Source organism: Dyella sp. OK584, from assembly GCF_057787755.1.
Genome location: NZ_CM173542.1, coordinates 2,428,540 through 2,447,965, shown reverse-complemented (window position 1 = coordinate 2,447,965; position 19,426 = coordinate 2,428,540). Strand labels below are relative to the sequence as shown.

Genomic DNA, 19,426 nt, shown 5'->3' with positions numbered 1-19,426 from the left:
CGATGTCCGCACCCTACGAAGCCACCATCGCCTGGGCCCAGGCCCAGGATGCCGCCGATCCTTTGCGCGGCTTCCGCGACGAGTTTCTGATCCCTCCGCACGAAAACCGCGATAGCCATTATTTCTGTGGCAACTCGCTGGGCCTGCAGCCGCGTGCTGTGCGCCATGCCATCAGTGCGGAACTCGATTACTGGGGCGAACTGGGCGTGGAGGGCCATTTCAAGGGTCGCCTGCCGTGGATGGACTATCACGAGTTCGTGCGCGATGACCTCGCCACCGTGGTGGGCGCACAGCCGTCCGAAGTGGTAGCGATGAATACGCTGGGCGTGAACCTGCACCTGATGATGGTGAGCTTTTACCGCCCTACGCCGGAACGCCACGCCATACTGATCGAAGCAGGCTCGTTCCCCACCGATCGCTACGCGGTGGAATCGCAGATTCGCTTCCACGGCTTCGATCCCGCCACGGCACTGATCGAACTGGAAGGCGATGAACCGAATGGCATCATTTCCATGGAAGCGATCGAGCGCGTACTGGCCGAGCACGGCTCGCGCATCGCGCTGGTGATGTTGCCGGGTATTCAGTACCGCACGGGCCAAGCCCTTGACCTTGCCGCCATCACGCGCCTCGCCAGCCGCCACGGCTGCATGGTCGGCTTCGACCTGGCGCATGCCGTGGGCAACCTGCCGCTGCAGTTGCATGACAGCGGCGCCGACTTCGCGATCTGGTGCAGCTACAAGTATCTCAACAGCGGCCCCGGTGCGGTGGGCGGCGCGTTCGTGCACGAACGCCACGCACGCACCACGCTGCCGCGCTTCGCGGGCTGGTGGGGTCACGACAAGACCACCCGCTTCCAGATGGGCCCGCAGTTCGTGCCGACCTACGGTGCTGACGGCTGGCAGCTCAGCAACCCGCCTATCCTCGCGCTGACACCGCTGCGCGTCTCGCTGGAGATCTTCCGCCGCGCCGGCATGTCGCGCCTGCGCGAGAAATCGCTGCGACTTACCGGCTACCTGGAATGGCTCGTGCAGACGCAACTGCAGGATGTGCTTGAAGTGGTGACGCCGACCGATCCCTCCCGCCGCGGCACCCAACTCTCGCTCCGCGTACAGGGCGGACGCGAGCGCGGGCGTGCCTTGTTCGAGTACCTGATGGAGCACGGCGTCATCGGCGACTGGCGCGAGCCCGACGTCATCCGCATTTCGCCCACACCGCTCTACAACCGCTATGCGGATTGCGCGGCGTTCGCCGAAGCGGTGCGTCGCTGGGCGGTGCGCGGCTGATCAGCCGGCGCCGATTCGGTTGCGTCGCGCCCACACGTCCCCGACGAAGGCGAGTGCGCACAGGCCAAGGCACAGCAAACACACGCCCGTCCAGCCGGCCATGGCCCAGGCGCTGCCGGCCGCCACGGCACCTGCGCCGCCGCCAATGAAGAACACGCCGACGAACAGCCCGTTAAGCCGGCTGCGAGCAGCCGGATCAAGCATGTTGATCGCACGCCTGCCCAGTGTCTGGTCGCCGATCGCACCTGCATCGATAACGATGGCCGAAGCAACCAGTACCCCCAATGCCAAGTGCGGGTATCGCGCGATGTCCAGCCCAAACCAACCGGCGCCGGCGATACCGGCGAGCACCACGCCAGCGCTCGTCACCACATGCGCGATGGGCATGCCTGCGGCGCTGTAGCCGCGGTCGCCTGCCTTGCCAGCCAACGGCGCCACGATGGTGCCGGCAACGCCGGCAAGCGCGAACCAGGCGAGGCTGCGACTGTCCAGCTCAAACGGCGCTTGCACCAGACGCAAAGCGATGCCGGTCCAGAAAGCGCTGAAGGCCGACATCACGACAGCTGCCGAGGTCGCGTAGCGGCGCAGCACGACTTCGGTACGCCATAGCGACCACATCGAGGCGATCAGCTGACGATACGACGTGCTGCCTGGCGGATGGCGCGAGGGCAAGGCGAACCAAAGCGTCACCGCGAGCAATGCATCGGACGCCCCAAGCACGCCGTAACAGGTGCGCCAGCCCCAGGCACCTTCCACCAGACTGGCGAACGGCCGCGACAGCAGGATGCCCAGCATCACGCCACTCATGACATTACCCACGGCACTGCCGCGATGCTCAGGTCTTGCCATGGCTGCAGCCAAAGGCACCAGGATCTGGATCGCACATGACGTGGCGCCGGCAATGCAAACGGCCAGAAGCAACGACCACGAACCTTGTGCCGCGGCAGCCATGCTCAAAGCCAGCGCGCAGATAACCAACGTCACCGCGGTCAGCCTGCGGTTCTCGAACAGATCGGCCAATGGCACCAGGAAGAGCATGCCCACGGCGTAACCCAGCTGCGGCAGCATCGCCACCAGGCCCGTCAGCGAGGGCGGAATCTGTAATGCCCGAGCCACCGGGCCGGCCAGCGGCTGCGCGGCGGTCAGGTTGATGATGATGACGCCCACGGCGAAAGCAAACAGTGCGGTCAGCGGCGTGGTCAGTTCCGCCTGCACCTCACTTGGGACAATGTCGATACGGTGACGAGAGGGGTATTGCATATGCAGGCCTTGCCAACAGGAAGGCCATCCATGCTAAATACGTCCAAAGCATGATTACAGTGAATAATGTTCATAGTCTTCATGCGCATATCGCATGACTCGATGAGACGAGCGACACCATGAATACGCGCGATATCCGGGCCTTCATCGCCGTGGTCGATACCGGTTCCATCGTGCAGGCGGCTGCACTGCTGCACCTCACCCAACCCGGAGTGACGCGCCGTGTGCAGAGCCTGGAAGCGCTGCTGGGCGTAGAGCTGCTGGATCGTCAGTCCAAACCGTTGCGGCCCACCGCAACCGGCCGAGAGATCTACCAGAAAGGTCGACAACTGCTGCACGCGGAAGCCGATCTGCTGGCGCTGTCGCGCGCCGACACCGAACCCACCGGCGAATTGCGCCTTGGCATGCCCCCTTTTTTGGCCGAACGCGCGTTGACCACGCCCGTCGACACGTTGCGCTCGCGCTTTCCCAGCCTTGGCTTGCGCATCCAGGCGGGCTGGTCGCCGGGGCTGATCGAACAGGTGGAACAAGGCCACCTCGATGTCGCTGCGGTCGTGTTATCGGAAACCACACCACCGCCATCGAACATGGTGGTGCAAGCCTTCGATCGCCAACCGATACGCGTGGTGGCCGCGCCATCGCTCGGGCTACGCGGACGCGTGACCCTGAAGGACCTCGCCAATTTCCCGTGGGTGCTCAGCCAGAACGGCTGCGGCATGCGCTCCACGTTGCGCCGTGCCCTGGAGGAACGCGGCCTGCCCTGCAACGTGGGCGTCGAGGCCTTCGGCGCAGACCTTCAGCTGTCGCTGGTGGCGCGCGGAGCCGGCGTTGGACTGATCACACCCGACCTGCTCGCCGGCAGTCCCCACCGGGCCCAGTTGAAGGTGCTCACCGTCAGCGACCTCAACATGGACGTCGTTGCATGGCTCATCCATCGCGCCCTGCCTCCGCGACTGGAGATGCCAGTCTCCGTATTGCTGCAAGAGCTCAAGACAGTGATGTCTAAGCGTCAGCGATTGCGCTGACCTGGGGCATGGCGGACACCCTTCGTACATTCGGCACTGTCCGCGATCACAAGGGCTGGCTAGCCTCCATGTTTGCGATGCATGCAGAAACGGCCATCTAGCCTGCCAAACTCGATTGGCACCGCGCTTGCCCCATCGTACGTAACCATCACCACAAGGAACGGCCATGCTCAAGTTTCGCTTGCCATATCTGACGTTGCTGATCATGCCAATGCTGGCCATCTCGGCAGCGCGGGCCGAATCGCCCGGCGCCATTCCCACCGGTGATGAACTCGTACGCACGGTTACCGCACTCGACACCAAGGTGTTCGACGCCTACAACCACTGCGATCTCAAGACTTTCGGCAACTACTTCAGCGCCGACGTGGAGTTCTATCACGACAAGGGCGGCCTGATGACCTCGCGCGATGCGGTGGTGGAAGCTACGCGCAAGAACATCTGCAACAAGGTGCAGCGCAAGCTGGTCGGCACGCTCGAGATCTACCCCATCGGGAACTACGGCGCGATGGAAGCAGGCACGCATCGCTTCTGCCAGATCGGCACGAACACGTGCCAGGGCGAGGGGAAATTCCTTCACATCTGGCGCTATCAGAACGGCCAATGGCAACTGACTCGAGTGATCAGCTATGACCATCATGAAATTGCCAGCACAAACGGCAAGTGAGTGGAATTTGATCGGCCAGATGAGCGGTGCAACACGGGGTTTGCAAGCTCGAACCACGTCGGTCGAATGACCGACGCATGCATACTTGCCTGCCGTTATCGAGCCACTGCCAACACGTCGCTGTCGCCGCTTCCATCTTCACGGACAGGCGGCGTTCGCAAGTAACGCTTGAGCCCGAGCGCTGGCTGCTCCACCAGTCGCCATGAAATGAATGCGCAGACCAGGGTGGCTGTTGTCGATATCGACAAGGTCATCGCATAGGAGTGACGGATACCGACCATCGCAATGACCGCCTGCTGCACCATGTAGGCGTAGATATAAATGCCGTAGGAAAGATCACCGTAACGCCCCGCTTCCCTGAGCAGCAGCGTAGAGCGGTTGCCGAACCATATGGTCACGAACGGCAACAGGACATAGACCGCAGCGTATTGATGATCCAACGCCGCCAAGATGCCAGCCAGCAAAGTCAGGCTCGCCAGTACCACCTTCCAGTAGCGCTCCCAGAGGTGCTGCCAGCGATACAACAGAACGCCATAGCAAAAAAAAGTACCGTATTCGCAACCGAAGTCCGGCAACGGAAAATTCGCAAGTGGGTTGTGTTGCACATCGAAGACGCCGTAGATGTACGTGGCATACGCCGCAATCATCACAAGCAAAAGATGGCGCGCTCGGTGCAGCAGCAGGCCACAGAGTCCGGCAACCAACAGGATGCCGTACCAGCTGACCTCAATGGGTATGGTCCAGAGCGACCCGTTTACCACTTGCCATGGATTGCCCTTGAACACTTCCGGCAGGTATAGCTGAGTTCGGATGCACAGCTCCCACAAATACTTCCAGGTCATGCCTGCATGAAAGTACGTCGCTGGAGGCAGCTGCGAAAAAATCGGGCCCACACAAAACACAGTCACCAATACCACCACCGCCAAACCCGGCCAGATGCGCAAGAAGCGCCGAGCAGCAAAGCGCCATACATGGGGGTCGCGCTCCCAACTCTGCGCAACGAGATAGCCGCTGACCGAGAAGAAGATGAGCACACCTAGCGTACCGAGCGTAAACAGCCCGAAAGGGCGCGGTTCCGGCGTGAACAACAACGCATACTGGTGGGAGCAAAGCACCATCATCGCAGCCGCGAGACGGATGAAGTCAAAATTGTTTGCCTTATGCCCCAGCACCATACGCCACCAAGCCCCCTGAGCCGCCACATCGTTGTCGGCGGCCATCTTGGCCGGCGTCAAAATCCGCACATCTGCGCAGGTTGTCCAGTTTCTCTGGCCTGGCTCTAACCAACGCTGGCAGGATGCCGAACCTGCCCTTCGCCACGCACCACGAACCGTTCGATGGTAAGCGCCTCGGCGCCCATAGGTCCATAAGCGTGCAGGCGCGTTGTAGAAATGCCGATTTCGGCGCCCAGGCCGAGCTGGCCACCATCGGAAAAGCGCGAGGACGTGTTCACCATGACCACCGCCGAACGCAAGGACTGCACGAACTGCCGCGCAGCGGCCTGATCACCAGTGGCGATCACCTCCGTGTGGTCGGAGCCGTAGCGTCGAATATGCGCGGTGGCTCCTTCAAGACTGTCCACCACACGCACGGCGAGGATCAGGTCGAGAAATTCGGCCGCGTAGTCATCATCAGAGGCAGCGCCGGCCTCCGGGACCAAGGAGCGCGTGCCTTCGTCACCGCGCAGCTCGACGCCACGCTCGCGTAACGCCGGGGCGGCACAACTCAGGAAATCGGCGGCAACGTCCTTGTGTACCAATAGTGTCTCCAGCGCGTTGCACACGCCAGGACGAGATGTCTTGCCGTCAATCAGCAGATTCAGCGCCAGCGAGAGATCGGCGGCGCGGTCCACGTAGAGATGGCACACACCTTTGTAATGCTTGATGACAGGCACGCGCGCATGTTCCGTCACGAAGCGGATCAACCCTTCCCCGCCGCGAGGAATGGCCAGGTCGACGATGTCGCTCAGTTGCAGCAGCTCGATCATGGTATTGCGGCGCAGATCTTCAACGAAAGTCACTGCCGCCTCCGGCAGGTCGTGAGCGAGCAACGCCTCGTGCAAGGCAGCGGCAATAGCCAGGTTGGAATGAATCGCTTCCGAGCCGCCCCGCAATATCACCGCGTTGCCGGCCATCAGGCATAGTGCCGCCGCGTCGGCGGTAACGTTGGGGCGCGCCTCGTAGATCATCGCCACCACACCCAGCGGAATGCGTACGCGCTCCACGACAATGCCATTGGGCAGCGTCTCATGGCGCGTCACCATACCTACGGGATCAGGTAGCTCCGCCACTTCGCGCAGCGCCTGTGCGATGCCCGCCACACGAACGCCATCCAAATGCAGTCGATCGAGCATGGCGCCTTGCACACCCTTCTCGGCTGCCGACGTCATGTCCTGCGCATTCGCGGCGAGAATCGATTCGGTATGCCGCTCCATCGAGACGGCCATATCGCGCAACAAAACGCGCTTGGCCTCCGTTCCGAGCATGGCCAGCGACGACGACGCATCGCGACAAGCCAGCGCCAGCGAACGGATGTCGCTCATGCGTCGATCTCCCCGGTTGTCTCGATCTCGGTTAGTGACGCCAGATCATCGCGATGGACGATCTCTGCGCCATAGCTGTAGCCCAGCACTTGTTCGATCTCCCGGCTGTGACGGCCAGCCAACCGCTTCGTCTCGATGGCGCCGTACTGACTAAGCCCGCGCGCAATCGGTCTCCCGGCGTCATCGACAATCTCCACCAGATCGCCACGGTGAAACTCACCGCTCACTTCCAACACACCGCCCGGCAATAGTGAGGCCCGTCCGCTCGCCAGTGCGCGCACGGCACCAGCGTCCACACGAATATGACCCGGCGCCGCCGGTGCGTGGCGCAGCCAGTACTTGCGCGCCTGCATGCGGCTGCGCCCCGCCGCGAACAACGTGCCGCTCAGCCGGCCCAGCGCGAGCAGACTCACGGTTTCCTCGAGTCGGCCACTGAACAAAGCCGTGGGGATACCCGCAGCCGCCGCCTTGGTCGCCGCTTCCAACTTGGTGTGCATGCCTCCCGTGCCAGCCGCACTGCCGCTGCCACCGGCCATTGCCAGCACCTCAGGGGTCAGCGACTCAACCAGGCCCACCGGTACGGCTTGCGGATCGCGGCGCGGATCGGCCGTATACAGCGCATCGATGTCCGATGCGATCAGCAGCAGGTCGGCATCGACCAACGCGGCAACGATGGCCGCGAGGTTGTCGTTGTCACCCAGCTTCAGCTCGTCCACCGCCACGGTGTCGTTCTCGTTCACCACGGGCAGCACGTCGAATGCGAGCAGCTCGCGCAGGGTGGCGCGTGCGTTGAGATAGCGGCGGCGGTTGCGCAAGTCGTCATGAGTCAGCAGCACCTGGGCCACAGGACGCGGGCTAAGCGATTGCCACAGCGCGATCATCGGCGCCTGGCCGAGCGCGGCCAGCGCTTGCCTTGCCGCCAGGTCGCCACCCGATGGTGCATGTGCCCGCAACTGCGCCCGCCCCGCCGCAACGGCGCCGGACGAGACCAACACTATTTCGCGTCCGGCGGCTCGACTGGAGGTGACGAAAGCGGCAAGCGCCTCCGCATAGACCGAAGTCAGCCCGCCCCCATCGGCCGCCAACAGATTGCTGCCCACCTTGAGTACGGCGCGACGCCAGGGCGGTAGCGCTTGCTCGGGCACGCGATGACTGGTCGCCCCCGTGCTCATGGGGGTCCATCCAGAGGGGCCGCGACACGGTCGCCGTGGCTGCGCGGTGCCGATACCACCAATATGCGCACTTCGGCGTGGCTGTCATTGCGCGCCTGATGCGCTTGCCCGGGCGGCACGTGCAGGCCCTGTCCCACTTGCAGACGGTGCGTGACGCCCTCCAGCTCCAGCGTCAGCTCGCCCTGCAGCACATAGAAGAACTGCCTGGATAGCGCATGCCGATGGCGAACCTCGGCTGCCCCGGCCGGCATCTGCTCCTCGATCACGCTGAGGTCGTTGCCAGCCAGAAGGTGCCAGCCGTCGCAACCCTGTCCCCATTGGTAATGTTCGGCATTCTGCGTACTGACCGTACCCATGCCATTCACCGTTTAGCCGTCCAGACGGCCGAGTCTAGCGCGCAATTCATCCAGACGCAGATCGTGGCCCGAACCTGGGGACACACGTGCTTCCAGGCTACCTTCAGGCGTACGGCCGGTACCCGCCGAAGCCGCCGCATCCGCCGCCGCACGATAGGCATCGCGGAACGGCACGCCGGCCGCCGCCTGCTCAATGGCGACATCGGTGGCATACATGGCTGGCTCGATCGCGGCGCGCATGGCCGATTCGTTCCATTCCATCCGGGCCAGCAGGTCCGGCATCAGTTCCAGGGCGGCCAGGCCATGGCGGCAGCCGTGGAACAACGAGCCCTTGGAGAACTGCAGGTCGCGCTGGTAACCGGAGGGCAGCGACAGCAGCTGCTCGATCTCGGTACGCGCTGCGGCCACACTGGCGTAACTCGCGCGCAGCAGTTCGACCACGTCAGGGTTGCGCTTGTTCGGCATGATCGAGCTGCCGGTGGTGTACTCGGAGGGCAACTTCACGAAATTGAACTCGGCCGTAGTGAAGAGCGAGAGATCCCAGGCAAGCCGGCGCACATCGAGTAGTGCGCCAGCAATGGCTTCCAGCACCGCCATCTCGAACTTGCCGCGCGACAGCTGGGCATAGATCGGGGAGATCTGCATGCGCGCAAAGCCGAGTGCCTGCGTAGTGTGCTCGCGATCGAGCTTGAGATTGACGCCATAACCGGCAGCCGTGCCCAGCGGATTGGCATCAATCAACTGCATCGTCTGCCGGGCACGCAAAGCATTGTCGATAAAGCTTTCGGCAAAACCGGCAAACCACATCCCGGTGGATGACACCACGGCGCGCTGCAGATGCGTATAGCCGGGCAGCGGCAGCGCAGGCTGTTCTGCACGGTCGAGGCAGACCGCAGCGATGGCGCGGCAGTGCTGCTCTAGCATCGCCAACTGGTCCTTCAACCACAGGCGGGTCGCCACCAGGATCTGGTCATTGCGGCTGCGGCCGGTATGCACGCGGCGCCCAGCATCGCCAAGGCGTTCGGTCAGGCGGGCTTCGATAGCCGAATGGCCATCTTCATAGCGCTCGTCGAGCACGAAGCTGCCGGCACGGAAGTCGTCCGCCAGCACGTCAAGCTCACGCTTGAGTGAGGTCGCCTCGTCCGCACTGACCACGCCGATATTTGCTAACCCCTCGACATGCGCCTTGCTGGCTGTGATGTCGTGAAGGAAGAACTCGCGATCCAGCAGCACATCGTCACCGGCGAGGAACTTCATGATGCGGGCATCGATCTTGATGTTGGATTTCTGCCAGAGGGGCTGGGTCATGAGAAGGCTCCTGCATAAGAATAGGTTGACTGGCTAGCTCGTCATCCCAGCGAAAGCTGGGATCCAGCGCCTTGACGCGACAAAGTCACTGGGTCCCGGCCTACGCCGGGACGACGGCATCATGGAGCCGGAATCGCTGTGTACTCATCCACGCCAATCGCGCGATTGATGTTTTGCATCGCTTGTGTCGCCGCGCCCTTGAGCAGGTTGTCCAGCGTTGCCACCACCACCACGCGCTTGCCGTCACTGGACACCGCGAAGCCGCCGATCTCCACGTGATGCTTATTGGCGATCTGGCTGACCCAGGGTGCCTCGTCCACGACATGCACCAACTTCTCGCTTTCATAAGCCCCGTTGAAACGGCTGATGATGTCCTCGCGCTTCACGGGCCGGGCAAGGTAGAGATTAGTGGTAACCGTCAGACCGCGGAAATGCGGCGCGACGTGCGGCATAAATTCCACCGGCAACCCCAGATGGCGGCTGGCCTCCTTCTCGTGCATGTGGCCCGTCAGCGAGTACGGCATCAGGTTGTCGCGCAGCTTTTCCGGGTCGTTGCGATCGGACGGCGTAGTGCCGGCGCCTGAATAACCCGATACGCCGAAGCTCACCGGCGGCGCCGCCAGCAGGTCTTTCAACGGCGCGATGGAAAGCTGGATCGCCGTGGCGTAGCAGCCCGGATTGCTGATGCGCTTCTCGCCGCGCCAGCGACCGCGCGTGAGCTCCGGCAGGCCGTAATACCAGCGCTCGTCGAAACGGTAGTCGGCCGAGAGATCGACGATCAGGGTGTCGGGCTTCGCCTTGTCGATGGCTTCCACGTAAGGCACTGCCTTGCCGTTTGGCAACGCGAGCACCACCACGTCGGCACCCTGCGCTGCGACGGCAGTCGGGTCCAGATTGGCGTAGTGAAGTTCGCCGTAGAAACCTTCCACATGGTCGGCCACGCGCTGACCATCCAGTTCGCGCGAAGACACGAAAGCCAGTTCCAGCGACGGATGTGCGGCCACCAGGCGAATCAGTTCCGCGCCGGTATGGCCACGTGCGCCGACGATGCCGATGCGATGTTTGGTCATGCTCATAATTCAGTCCACCAGGGTCGGCTGCCGCGTGGCGCAGTGCGCGACGCAACGGGCAATCGTGTCGAAATCTTCCATGCCGTACCAGAACACTTTCCAAAGCGGCTGCTTGAGGCAGCCATCCGATTCGGCGTAGTAAAAATGGTTCACCGAGTTGCCATGGCGCGAGCGCCAGAACAATTGCGGAATCTCCTCGCGCATGACCTGCCACACGGCGCGCCCCAGGCCTTCGCCTTGCGCGTCGTCCAGCACGGCGAACTTGTCCAGGTACGGCAGACCATCCTCCATGGTGAGGATCATCGCAGTGCGATAGTTCTCGCTCACATAGATGCGGAACGGCTGGGTGCGTACGAAATAATCCGGCACCAGCGTACGGCCGAAGCTGGACTCGATCAGCGCGCGCATGCGCTCCAGGTCGATGCCTTCCCACGATTCGAAGCGTTTCACCTTCTCGCCACGGCGCACCAGCGTGCCCGAGCCCTTGTGGGTGAACAGTTCCTTCGCTAGTTCGGACGGCTTGGTGATCGACACCGACGAGGTCAGCGGCAGGTCGGCCAGCAGGTCCGCGATCTGCTCGATCTTCAGGCGCATGCCGCCGTTGATCCACGGCTGCGCCATCAGGTGCTCGAACTCGGTACTAAGGTTGATCGAGTCGATGATCTTGCCATGGTCATCCAGCAGGCCGCCGGTACCGGTAAGGAACACGATCTTGTACGGCTGCAGCACCCGCACCAATTCGTTGGCGGCGAAGTCAGCATTGACGTTGAGAATCTGGCCCTCTTCCGTCTCGCCGAGGCTGGCGATCACCGGAATGGAACCGGCGCGCAGGCTCGCTTCGATCGGTGCGAGATTGATATGGCTGACCTTGCCCACCAGGCCGTAGGTATCGCGATCCAGATAGGTGGACGTGAACACGCCGGACGGCACCGAGGTCGCGCGCGTGTCCATGGTTTGCAAGGCCTCGACCAGGCGCAGGTTCTGCTCCTGAAACACCTTGCGCACGATGGTCAGCGCCTTGGGCGTGGTCACGCGCAAGCCGTTCACCGTGTGCTTCTCGATACCTGCTGCGGACAGCTCTTCATCCAGCTGCGGGCCGGCGCCGTGCAGCACGATCGGCGTGAGGCCTACCTGCTGCAGGAAGGTCAGCGACGAGGTCAATGCCTGCAGGTCGTCGCGCAGCACCGCGCCCCCCACCTTCACCACCGCGAAGCGCTTGGCATCGAGTTGCGAAAAGCGCTTGAGGTATTGCTGGATTTCCTTCGCGCTACCCATGCTCGAAAGCAGGCGGACGATGGTCTTACGGGTGTGCTTATGCGCTTCCACGATCGCTGCTCTTGTTATCGATGATCCGGTAAATGGTTTCTGCGTAATGCTGGAGTTGGTCGAGAGCGACCCATTCGTCGGCGGTATGCGCCTGGGCGATGTCGCCGGGGCCGTAGACAAAGCTGATATAGCCGGCGGCGGAGAAAAGCGCCGCCTCGGTCCAGAAGTCCACCGCATTGCCAATCGGGATATCCAGCTCGTCGGCGAGATCTCGTGCAGCGAGTCGACGGGCTTCGGCCGTTGCCGTATCACCGGCAGGCAGGGAGTCGCCGCGGAAAGTCTCGGTAAACTCCACCGGCTGTGGCTCGACCAGTGTGCGGAAGGTTTCCAGCAGCCACTCGGGCTTCATGGTCGGCAGCGGACGGAACCCGAAACGGATATCCGCCGTTGGCGCGATCATGTTGGCCTTAATGCCACCGTCCACCTTGCCGATGTTGAAACGCAAGCCGGTCAGGCCGCCAAAGCGCTCGTGCGCCTGCTTGTCGACAAAATCCAGCGCGGCACCGCCCCAGCGAATGGCCTGATGCAGCGCGCTGTCGCTGGGCTTCTGCTCGCCCGAGGCATGCCCCGCGCTTCCCTTGAAATGCATCTGCACCGAGTGGATACCCCGATGCGCCAGCACTGCCTCGCCCTTTGTCGGCTCGGCGACGATCACCGCGTCGTAGCCCCTCTCCCTGTGGGAGCGGGGTTGGGGTGAGGGTTCGGTAGATGCGGAAGGTCCGGCTCCGCCCGCACCCTGACCCCGACCCTCTCCCATGGGGAGAGGGGGAAATTCTTTCAGAAAGCCCGCAATGCAACGTGGATCGTTCGCCTCTTCGTCGGTGGACAGCAGCAACGCCATGTCGCCCTGGGTGACATTGGCCACCGCGACCAACGCGGCAGCGGCGCCCTTGATATCGCAGGCACCGAGACCGATCGCACGATCTTCGGTCACGCGGAGTGTGTGCGGGTCGGCCGTCCACGCCGGCGAATCAGGCACCGTATCCAGATGCACGTTGAACAGCACCTTCGGCTGGCCGCGAACCGCGTACAACGTCACCGCGCCCGCACCATAGTCGGTGACGCTGACGTCGAAACCCGGCAGGTTGTCGCGCAGGTAGTCGAAGATGCCACCGGTGCCAATCTCACGCGGCGGATTGCGCGTGTCATGGCTGACCAGTGCCCGAAGGTGTTTGAGAGTGTCGTCCAGTAGTGCGCTCATGCGATCCGTCTGGTGAGTTGTTGCCCCAAGGTTTCCTCACTCGTCATTCCCGCGAATGCGGGAATCCAGTGCCTTTGCGAGTGGCCACGAAAGACGCTGGATCCCTGCCTTCGCAGGGATGACGAGCGAAGATCAGCTACGGTTTATCTCGGCCCAAAGCGTGCTGCTCATGCCAAACAGCTTGATGAAGCCTTCGGCTTCCTCGACGCCCCAGTCGGCCGACTGCGCATAGGTTGCACCCTTGGCATTGAGGATGTGCGGCGAGCGCACTTCAACCGCGGCCACCTGCGCACCCGAGGTTTCCAGCACCACTTCGCCGTTGACGCAGCTCTGACTGGAGGCCAGGTAAGCCTCGAGATCGGTCTTGATCGGGTCGTGATAGAAACCTTCGTACACCACTTCCACCCACTTGCGCGCCACTTCCGGCTTGAAGCGATTCTGCTGCTTGGTCAGCACCGCCTCTTCCAGCGCGCGGTGCGCGGCGAGCAGTGAGATCAGGCCCGGGGCTTCATACACGATGCGGCCCTTCAGGCCGATGGTGGTGTCGCCGGTATACATGCCACGACCCACGCCGTAAGGCGCGAACAGCTCGTTGAGCTTGGCCAGCAGCTTGGCGCCCGGCAGCTTCTCGCCATTGAGCGACACCGCTTCACCCTTCTCAAAGCCGACGGTGACCGTGAGCTTTTCGGACGGCCATTCGGCGCGCGGCTTGCACCAGCCACGAGCGCCCTCACCCGGGGTCTTCCAGTGGTCGATCTCGCCGCCAGACAGCGTCACGCCCAGCAGGTTCTCGTTGATGGTGTAGCTCTTCTGCTTGGCGCGCACTTCGAAGCCGCGCTCCTCCAGATAGGCCTGCTCATAGGCGCGCGTCTGGGTGTGCTCTTTCTGGATCTCTCGGATCGGCGCCACGATCTCGTAGTCTCCCAGCGCCTTTACTGCCAGGTCAAAACGCACCTGATCGTTGCCCATGCCGGTGCAGCCGTGCGCGATGGCCTTGGTGCCCAGTTCATTGGCACGCTTGATGGCCGCGTCCACGATCAAATAGCGGTCGGACACCAGCAGCGGGTACTGGCCCTGATAGGCCTCACCGGCCTGCACGAACGGCTTGACGAAACCTTCCCAGATCGCCGGGCCGCCATCGACGGTGACGTGGCTGGCGACGCCGAGCTCCTTGGCGCGCTGCTCGATATAGGCGCGCTCCTCGGCATCGACGCCACCCGTGTCGGCGAACACGGTGTGCACGGCCCAGCCGCGCTCCTTGAGGTAAGGCACGCAGAAGCTGGTGTCGAGGCCACCGGAGAAGGCGAGAACGATGTCTTTGCTCATGACTGCAATCCTGGAGAAGAAATAAGAACGAATGAGGTCAAGCGGATTCGACAACTGTGCGCGGCTCACAGCGCACCGGGAAATTCACGGAATTGGCGATGAAGCAGGCGTGATGCGCGGGCTCGTGCGCCGCTCCGGCCTTGGCCGGATCGCTGTCGGCGCTAATGGTCACCACCGGATGCAACACCACTTCGAGGAAACGGCCGCCATGCGCGTCGGTTTCCATGGTGCCTTCGGCATGGTCGACGTAGCCGGTCACCACCACGCCGGCCAGCACCGCCTGATGCAGGTACGACAGCATGTGGCAGGTGGACAGTGCCGTCACCAGCATGTCTTCAGGGTTGTGCTTGGTCGCATCGCCGCGAAACGAGGGATCGGACGAGCCAGCCAGCACCGCTTTGCCTTCGATGCGAATCTCATGCTCGCGCCCGTAGCCTTGGTAGGTTTTGGTACCCGTGCCACGGTTGCCGGTCCACGTCACGTCCACCTTGTAGTGATGCTGATGGCCTTTGCTCACGACCTGCCTTCCTCTTGAAGTGACATGAGATCGGCCAGCTCCGCATCGCCACGTGCGCCACGCTGGCGCAGACCGGTGATGACGCCCATGCGGTTGGCCACTGGATGGTTCTGGTTCAACTTGAACTTGCCTTCGATGCGGTCGATGGCAATGTCCAGACCCACGATGCCGCCCAGCGACTTGTCGATATGGTCGGCGGGCGCATCGGATACATGCCACGGCTTGGGCTGGTTCGCTTCGTGACGGTCGGTCAAGCGTTCCAGCAGCTGACGCAGCCAGTCCTTGTCCTCGACCACATGGAGACGACCATGCACATGCGCCACGGCATAGTTCCAGGTCGGCACTTCGCGCCCGGTCTCGTGCTTGCTCGGATACCAGTTAGGGCTGATGTAGCCTTCCGGCCCGCGGAAGATCACCAGCACTTCGGCGCCATTGGCTTTCGCCAGCTCGTTGCCGCGCGCTACATGGCCGTGTAGACGGCCATCGACCAGCTCGAACGGCAGATGATTGGCCGCGAGACCCGCTGCACCATGCGTCACCAGCGTGGCGAACGGATAGTCATGCAGCAGCGCATGCAGCGCCTCGCTACGTGTTTCCCTGAACTGCGTGGGCATGTACATGTGGCGGCCCGACTCAGCCCTGACCGATCAACGAGGCCATCACCGCCTTCTGCACATGCAGGCGGTTCTCGGCTTCGTCGATGGCGATGCACGCGGGCGAATCCATCACCGCGTCGGTGGCCTTCACGTTGCGGCGCAGCGGCAGGCAATGGCTGAAGAGACCGTTGTTGGTCAGCGCCATCTTCGCCTCATCCACGATGAAGTGCTTGTTCGCTTCGCGGGTCGGCTTCTCCTGCTCCCAGCGACCAAAGAACGGCAGCGCGCCCCAGCTCTTGGCATACACCACGTCGGCGCCGCTATAGGCTTCCTCGATGTTGTGGCTGATCTTGAGCGAACCGCCGTTTTCCTTGGCGTTCTGGTAGCCGAACTCCATGTAGCGCTCGTCCAGCACGTAGTCGGGCGTGGGGCACAGCAGCGTCACGTCCATGCCCATCTTGGTGGCGATCAACAATGCGGAGTTGGCCACCGCAGTGTTCAGCGGCTTGGGGTGGTACGTCCAGGTCAGCACGTACTTCTTGTTCTGCAGGTTGCCCAGGTGTTCCTTCATTGCCAACGCGTGGGCAAGCTCCTGGCACGGATGGGTGATGGTTTCCATGTTGATCACCGGCACCGTGGCGTACTTGGCGAACGCCTTGATGACATTGTCCTGCCGATCCACCGCCCAGTCCTGGAACTTCGGGAAAGCACGCACCGCGATCAGGTCCACATAGCGCGACAGCACGCGCGCCACTTCGGCGATGTGCTCCTCCGTATCGCCATCCATCACCGTGCCTGCCTCGAACTCGATCGGCCATGCGTCCTTGCCCGGCGCCAGCACGATCGCATGGCCGCCCATATGGAAGGCGCCCAGCTCGAAGCTGGTGCGGGTACGCATCGACGGATTGAAGAACATCAGCGCCACCGACTTGCCGGCAAGCTGCTGGCCACGTGGGGAGCGTTTGAAGGCGGCGGCCTGTTCGAGCAACGCGTCGATCTCGGCGCGGCTGTAATCCTGGGTGGTCAGAAAATGGCGAAGCGTCATGTTGGTCAATGCCTTTGTCGAATCGTTCGGCCCGATGGACCGGTAGGTTCCTGCGGGCCAACCCGCGTCAAATCAAAATCCGAAAACAAAAAAACCCGGCTGCAGGCCGGGTTTTGTCGTCGATACACATGAAACGCGTGCGACAGCCTACCCGGCCGAATGTCGGACCAGCGGTCGGCGAGCACGCGACGTCATGCCAGCAGCCATGCGGGCGCTGGTGAGGACAGTAGCGGTATAGACGGCTGCGGACATGGGTGTTCCGGGAGGTTGAACGCGCATGATGACGGGATTATCGCTGCCATGCAACATGCCACCGGCACGCCCATGGCAAACCGCCGCCCGCAGGCGGCGGTTGCTGGGATCTCAGTCGGCGGGAGAAACGCTTACCCGAACTCGCAGGCGTTCGCCCGGGTCGTAGTTCAGGCGCGACAGGTAGACCTCGCCGCGATAGCGGTACTCCACGTCATAGCCCATGATCCGGCGCTGCTCGCTGACTGCGGATACCTGACGGCAATGGGTTTCGGTGGTCTCGTATTCGCCGCCGCCGGAGCGGGAGACGTTGTTGCCCACGGCACCACCGGCGACCGCACCGGCCACGGTGGCGGCCGTACGGCCATCGCCCTTGCCGACGGTGCTGCCCAGCACGCCACCCACGACGGCACCGAGGATGGTGCCGGCCGCACTGCTCTGCGGCGGCGCGGAGCGCACCACCTGCTGGTCGTAGCATTCCTGACGCGGCACTTCGGTGCGCGCCACCCCATACACGGGGTCGACGCGCAACACGTCCGCCCAGCCGTAATGGGTATTGTCGTCATTCTGATTTTGGTACCGCGCATCCTGCGCAAACACGCCGGTGGTCATCAAGGACAGCACCAGCGCGGGGAACAACAATCGGGCCACTGCGACCTCCGCTGGGGGCAATTTGGGCGCATCTGTGCACCTCATACCATCCATTGCAGCAAATTCACACTGAATCGACGCTTAGAACTTTTCCAATAGCCCTGCATTCACCGGCCCCTGTTCATCCAGTTGGCCCACGCATTGCCGATGCCCCAGGGGCTGATCCCGAAAAACGGCCCGCATGGTCGCCTGCGGAGCGCCGTTTGCCTTGTTAAGATGCTCGACCGGCTTGCGCCTGCCCGCGCCCGCTTCCACCGCCCGGATCTCCTGACCGATGCCGATTTCGCTCCACAACAGCCTGACGCGCCGCGTCGAACCATTTACCCCGCTCGATCCCAACCGGGTGACGATGTACCTGTGTGGGCCAACGGTCTACAACTATGTGCACATCGGCAACGCACGCGGCCCGGTGGTATTCGACGTGCTGGCGCGACTGCTGCGCCGCCATTACGCAAACGTGGTCTACGCCCGCAACATCACCGACGTGGACGACAAGATCAACACCGCCGCGCAGCAACTGGGCGTGGGCATCGAAAGCATCACCTCGCGCTACGCCCAGGCCTACCGAGAGGACATGGCCGCGCTGGGCATCGCCCCGCCGGACGTCGAACCTCACGCGACTGCGCATATTCCCCAGATCATCACGATGATCGAGCGATTGATCGTCAGCGGCCATGCCTATGCCGTCGAGGGCCATGTGCTGTTCGAGGTGGAGTCGTTTTCCGCCTATGGCGCCCTTTCTGGCCGCGATCCGGAAGAAATGCTGGCCGGCGCCCGAGTCGAGATAGCCCCATACAAGAAGAACCCGGGCGATTTCGTGCTGTGGAAGCCTTCTACGCCCGAATTGCCGGGATGGGACAGCCCGTGGGGTCGCGGCCGCCCCGGGTGGCATATCGAATGCTCGGCGATGAGCGAGGCTCACCTGGGCGAAACCATCGATATCCATGCCGGTGGCGTGGACCTTCAGTTCCCGCATCACGAGAACGAAATCGCCCAGTCCACCTGCGCTCATGGCGGCAAGACGTTTGCGCGCTACTGGATGCACAACGGCATGCTTACCTTCAGCGGCCGCAAGATGTCCAAGTCGCTGGGCAACGTGATGCTGGTGCACGAGCTGCTCAAGGAGCATCCGCCTGAGGCGCTGCGCCTGCTGCTGCTGCGCGGCCACTACCGCCAGCCGCTGGACTGGTCCGACGGTGCCATTGCGCAGTCGATCAGCACGCTGAATGGCTGGTATCGCGTGCTGCGTGACCTGGCGGGGGTTGAGGTGGATATGGCATCGCTGCCCATACCGGCAACGGTGGAATCTGCTTTGTGCGATGACCTCAACACCCCGCAGGCATTGGCCGAACTGTCCCGCCTGGCCGATGTCGCACGCCAGGCGGACGATGCGCAGGCCAAGCATCAAGCCAAGGCCGCCTTGCTCGGCGCTGGCGCCCTGCTCGGCCTGCTCCAGCAGGACCCGGAAGCCTGGTTCAAGCAAGCCGATGGTGACGCTGAGATCGATGAGGCGCGCATCGAGGCACTGCTTGAGGAGCGCCAGGCGGCGCGCGCAGCGCGTGACTTCAAGCGTGCCGATACCATTCGCGACGAGCTTAGCGCCATGGGTATCGTCATCGAGGATGGCGCGCAGGGCACGCGGTGGAGTGTGGTCAAGGGGTAAATGCTTCTAGCCTCTTCTCTCCCTTTGGGGAGAGGACTGAGGCGAGGAGCGAATCTTGCGACAAGGTTGGGTTCAAAGCCGCCACCCCTGATGCCTCATCGCGAGCACCCACCCCTCACCCTAACCCACTCCCCGGAGGGGAGCGGGAGCCAAAAGGCGATAACCGCCCAAA

General features: G+C 63.0%; 18 protein-coding genes. 4 read left to right on the top strand and 14 right to left on the bottom strand.

Features of this window, described 5'->3' with window-relative positions; translation table 11 throughout:
• Positions 1-2: 2 nt before the first annotated feature.
• A complete protein-coding gene (gene kynU, locus AC3CBN_RS10900) occupies positions 3-1,283 on the top strand; it encodes a kynureninase (protein WP_488633050.1) in 1,281 nt (426 codons plus the stop codon).
• On the opposite strand, the gene AC3CBN_RS10895 is transcribed toward kynU, so the two are convergent.
• Positions 1,284-2,543, bottom strand: a complete 1,260-nt coding sequence (locus AC3CBN_RS10895; protein WP_488633049.1) for an MFS transporter — start codon at positions 2,541-2,543, stop codon at positions 1,284-1,286.
• A 119-nt stretch (positions 2,544-2,662) separates the two neighbouring features.
• Between AC3CBN_RS10895 and AC3CBN_RS10890 the strand changes: the two genes are divergently transcribed.
• The gene (locus AC3CBN_RS10890; RefSeq protein WP_488633048.1) at positions 2,663-3,568 is read left to right on the top strand and encodes a LysR family transcriptional regulator; all 906 of its coding nucleotides are present in this window, start codon (positions 2,663-2,665) and stop codon (positions 3,566-3,568) included.
• Between the two features lie 166 nt (positions 3,569-3,734).
• Positions 3,735-4,232: a nuclear transport factor 2 family protein gene (locus tag AC3CBN_RS10885; RefSeq protein ID WP_488633047.1), complete on the top strand. Its 498-nt coding sequence runs from the start codon at positions 3,735-3,737 to the stop codon at positions 4,230-4,232.
• 95 nt (positions 4,233-4,327) lie between these two features.
• Here AC3CBN_RS10885 and AC3CBN_RS10880 read toward each other — a convergent pair whose 3' ends face one another.
• From AC3CBN_RS10880 to AC3CBN_RS10820, 13 genes are all read right to left on the bottom strand, one after another.
• A complete protein-coding gene (locus tag AC3CBN_RS10880) occupies positions 4,328-5,452 on the bottom strand; it encodes an acyltransferase family protein (RefSeq protein ID WP_488633046.1) in 1,125 nt (374 codons plus the stop codon).
• Positions 5,453-5,511: 59 nt separating this feature from the next.
• Positions 5,512-6,774, bottom strand: coding sequence for a glutamate-5-semialdehyde dehydrogenase (locus AC3CBN_RS10875; RefSeq protein WP_488633045.1), 1,263 nt, complete (start codon positions 6,772-6,774; stop codon positions 5,512-5,514).
• A complete protein-coding gene (gene proB / locus AC3CBN_RS10870) occupies positions 6,771-7,946 on the bottom strand; it encodes a glutamate 5-kinase (RefSeq protein ID WP_488633044.1) in 1,176 nt (391 codons plus the stop codon). Before proB ends, AC3CBN_RS10875 begins: the two co-directional genes overlap by 4 nt.
• Positions 7,943-8,302, bottom strand: a complete 360-nt coding sequence (locus AC3CBN_RS10865; RefSeq protein ID WP_488633043.1) for a cupin domain-containing protein — start codon at positions 8,300-8,302, stop codon at positions 7,943-7,945. The genes proB and AC3CBN_RS10865 overlap by 4 nt, the downstream gene beginning before the upstream one ends.
• A 12-nt stretch (positions 8,303-8,314) precedes the next feature.
• Positions 8,315-9,610: an argininosuccinate lyase gene (gene argH / locus AC3CBN_RS10860; RefSeq protein WP_488633042.1), complete on the bottom strand. Its 1,296-nt coding sequence runs from the start codon at positions 9,608-9,610 to the stop codon at positions 8,315-8,317.
• A gap of 119 nt (positions 9,611-9,729) precedes the next feature.
• Positions 9,730-10,686, bottom strand: coding sequence for an N-acetyl-gamma-glutamyl-phosphate reductase (argC, locus tag AC3CBN_RS10855; RefSeq protein ID WP_488633041.1), 957 nt, complete (start codon positions 10,684-10,686; stop codon positions 9,730-9,732).
• A 3-nt stretch (positions 10,687-10,689) separates the two neighbouring features.
• On the bottom strand, positions 10,690-11,955 hold the full coding sequence (locus AC3CBN_RS10850; RefSeq protein WP_488636716.1) for an acetylglutamate kinase: 1,266 nt from the start codon (positions 11,953-11,955) through the stop codon (positions 10,690-10,692).
• A 37-nt stretch (positions 11,956-11,992) separates the two neighbouring features.
• Positions 11,993-13,207 carry an acetylornithine deacetylase gene (locus tag AC3CBN_RS10845; protein WP_488633040.1) on the bottom strand — a complete coding sequence of 405 codons (1,215 nt, stop codon included), beginning with the start codon at positions 13,205-13,207 and terminating at the stop codon, positions 11,993-11,995.
• A gap of 132 nt (positions 13,208-13,339) precedes the next feature.
• Positions 13,340-14,533 carry an argininosuccinate synthase gene (locus AC3CBN_RS10840; protein WP_488633039.1) on the bottom strand — a complete coding sequence of 398 codons (1,194 nt, stop codon included), beginning with the start codon at positions 14,531-14,533 and terminating at the stop codon, positions 13,340-13,342.
• Positions 14,534-14,570: 37 nt separating this feature from the next.
• Positions 14,571-15,050 carry an OsmC family protein gene (locus AC3CBN_RS10835; protein WP_488633038.1) on the bottom strand — a complete coding sequence of 160 codons (480 nt, stop codon included), beginning with the start codon at positions 15,048-15,050 and terminating at the stop codon, positions 14,571-14,573.
• Positions 15,047-15,670 (bottom strand): FMN-binding negative transcriptional regulator, encoded by a 624-nt coding sequence (locus AC3CBN_RS10830; RefSeq protein WP_488633037.1) that lies wholly within the window; start codon positions 15,668-15,670, stop codon positions 15,047-15,049. Before AC3CBN_RS10830 ends, AC3CBN_RS10835 begins: the two co-directional genes overlap by 4 nt.
• A gap of 13 nt (positions 15,671-15,683) precedes the next feature.
• Entirely contained in the window at positions 15,684-16,691 is a 1,008-nt protein-coding gene (locus AC3CBN_RS10825; protein ID WP_488633036.1) for an N-acetylornithine carbamoyltransferase, read from the bottom strand.
• A 363-nt stretch (positions 16,692-17,054) separates the two neighbouring features.
• Positions 17,055-17,591 (bottom strand): glycine zipper 2TM domain-containing protein, encoded by a 537-nt coding sequence (locus AC3CBN_RS10820; protein WP_488633035.1) that lies wholly within the window; start codon positions 17,589-17,591, stop codon positions 17,055-17,057.
• A 274-nt stretch (positions 17,592-17,865) separates the two neighbouring features.
• On the opposite strand from AC3CBN_RS10820, the gene cysS reads away from it, so the two are divergent.
• Positions 17,866-19,254 carry a cysteine--tRNA ligase gene (cysS, locus tag AC3CBN_RS10815; protein ID WP_488633034.1) on the top strand — a complete coding sequence of 463 codons (1,389 nt, stop codon included), beginning with the start codon at positions 17,866-17,868 and terminating at the stop codon, positions 19,252-19,254.
• Positions 19,255-19,426 lie beyond the last annotated feature (172 nt).

Excerpts from the sequence above, each read along its gene's own strand:
- argC (WP_488633041.1), bottom strand. The coding sequence starts at position 10,686 with ATGAGCATGACCAAACATCGCATCGGCATCGTCGGCGCACGTGGCCAT.
- kynU (WP_488633050.1), top strand. The coding sequence starts at position 3 with ATGTCCGCACCCTACGAAGCCACCATCGCCTGGGCCCAGGCCCAGGAT.
- AC3CBN_RS10895 (WP_488633049.1), bottom strand. The coding sequence starts at position 2,543 with ATGCAATACCCCTCTCGTCACCGTATCGACATTGTCCCAAGTGAGGTG.
- AC3CBN_RS10850 (WP_488636716.1), bottom strand. The coding sequence starts at position 11,955 with ATGGGTAGCGCGAAGGAAATCCAGCAATACCTCAAGCGCTTTTCGCAA.
- AC3CBN_RS10865 (WP_488633043.1), bottom strand. The coding sequence starts at position 8,302 with ATGGGTACGGTCAGTACGCAGAATGCCGAACATTACCAATGGGGACAG.
- AC3CBN_RS10845 (WP_488633040.1), bottom strand. The coding sequence starts at position 13,207 with ATGAGCGCACTACTGGACGACACTCTCAAACACCTTCGGGCACTGGTC.
- AC3CBN_RS10885 (WP_488633047.1), top strand. The coding sequence starts at position 3,735 with ATGCTCAAGTTTCGCTTGCCATATCTGACGTTGCTGATCATGCCAATG.
- argH (WP_488633042.1), bottom strand. The coding sequence starts at position 9,610 with ATGACCCAGCCCCTCTGGCAGAAATCCAACATCAAGATCGATGCCCGC.
- AC3CBN_RS10825 (WP_488633036.1), bottom strand. The coding sequence starts at position 16,691 with ATGACGCTTCGCCATTTTCTGACCACCCAGGATTACAGCCGCGCCGAG.
- AC3CBN_RS10875 (WP_488633045.1), bottom strand. The coding sequence starts at position 6,774 with ATGAGCGACATCCGTTCGCTGGCGCTGGCTTGTCGCGATGCGTCGTCG.
- AC3CBN_RS10880 (WP_488633046.1), bottom strand. The coding sequence starts at position 5,452 with ATGGCCGCCGACAACGATGTGGCGGCTCAGGGGGCTTGGTGGCGTATG.
- AC3CBN_RS10890 (WP_488633048.1), top strand. The coding sequence starts at position 2,663 with ATGAATACGCGCGATATCCGGGCCTTCATCGCCGTGGTCGATACCGGT.
- proB (WP_488633044.1), bottom strand. The coding sequence starts at position 7,946 with ATGAGCACGGGGGCGACCAGTCATCGCGTGCCCGAGCAAGCGCTACCG.
- AC3CBN_RS10830 (WP_488633037.1), bottom strand. The coding sequence starts at position 15,670 with ATGTACATGCCCACGCAGTTCAGGGAAACACGTAGCGAGGCGCTGCAT.
- AC3CBN_RS10840 (WP_488633039.1), bottom strand. The coding sequence starts at position 14,533 with ATGAGCAAAGACATCGTTCTCGCCTTCTCCGGTGGCCTCGACACCAGC.
- cysS (WP_488633034.1), top strand. The coding sequence starts at position 17,866 with ATGCCGATTTCGCTCCACAACAGCCTGACGCGCCGCGTCGAACCATTT.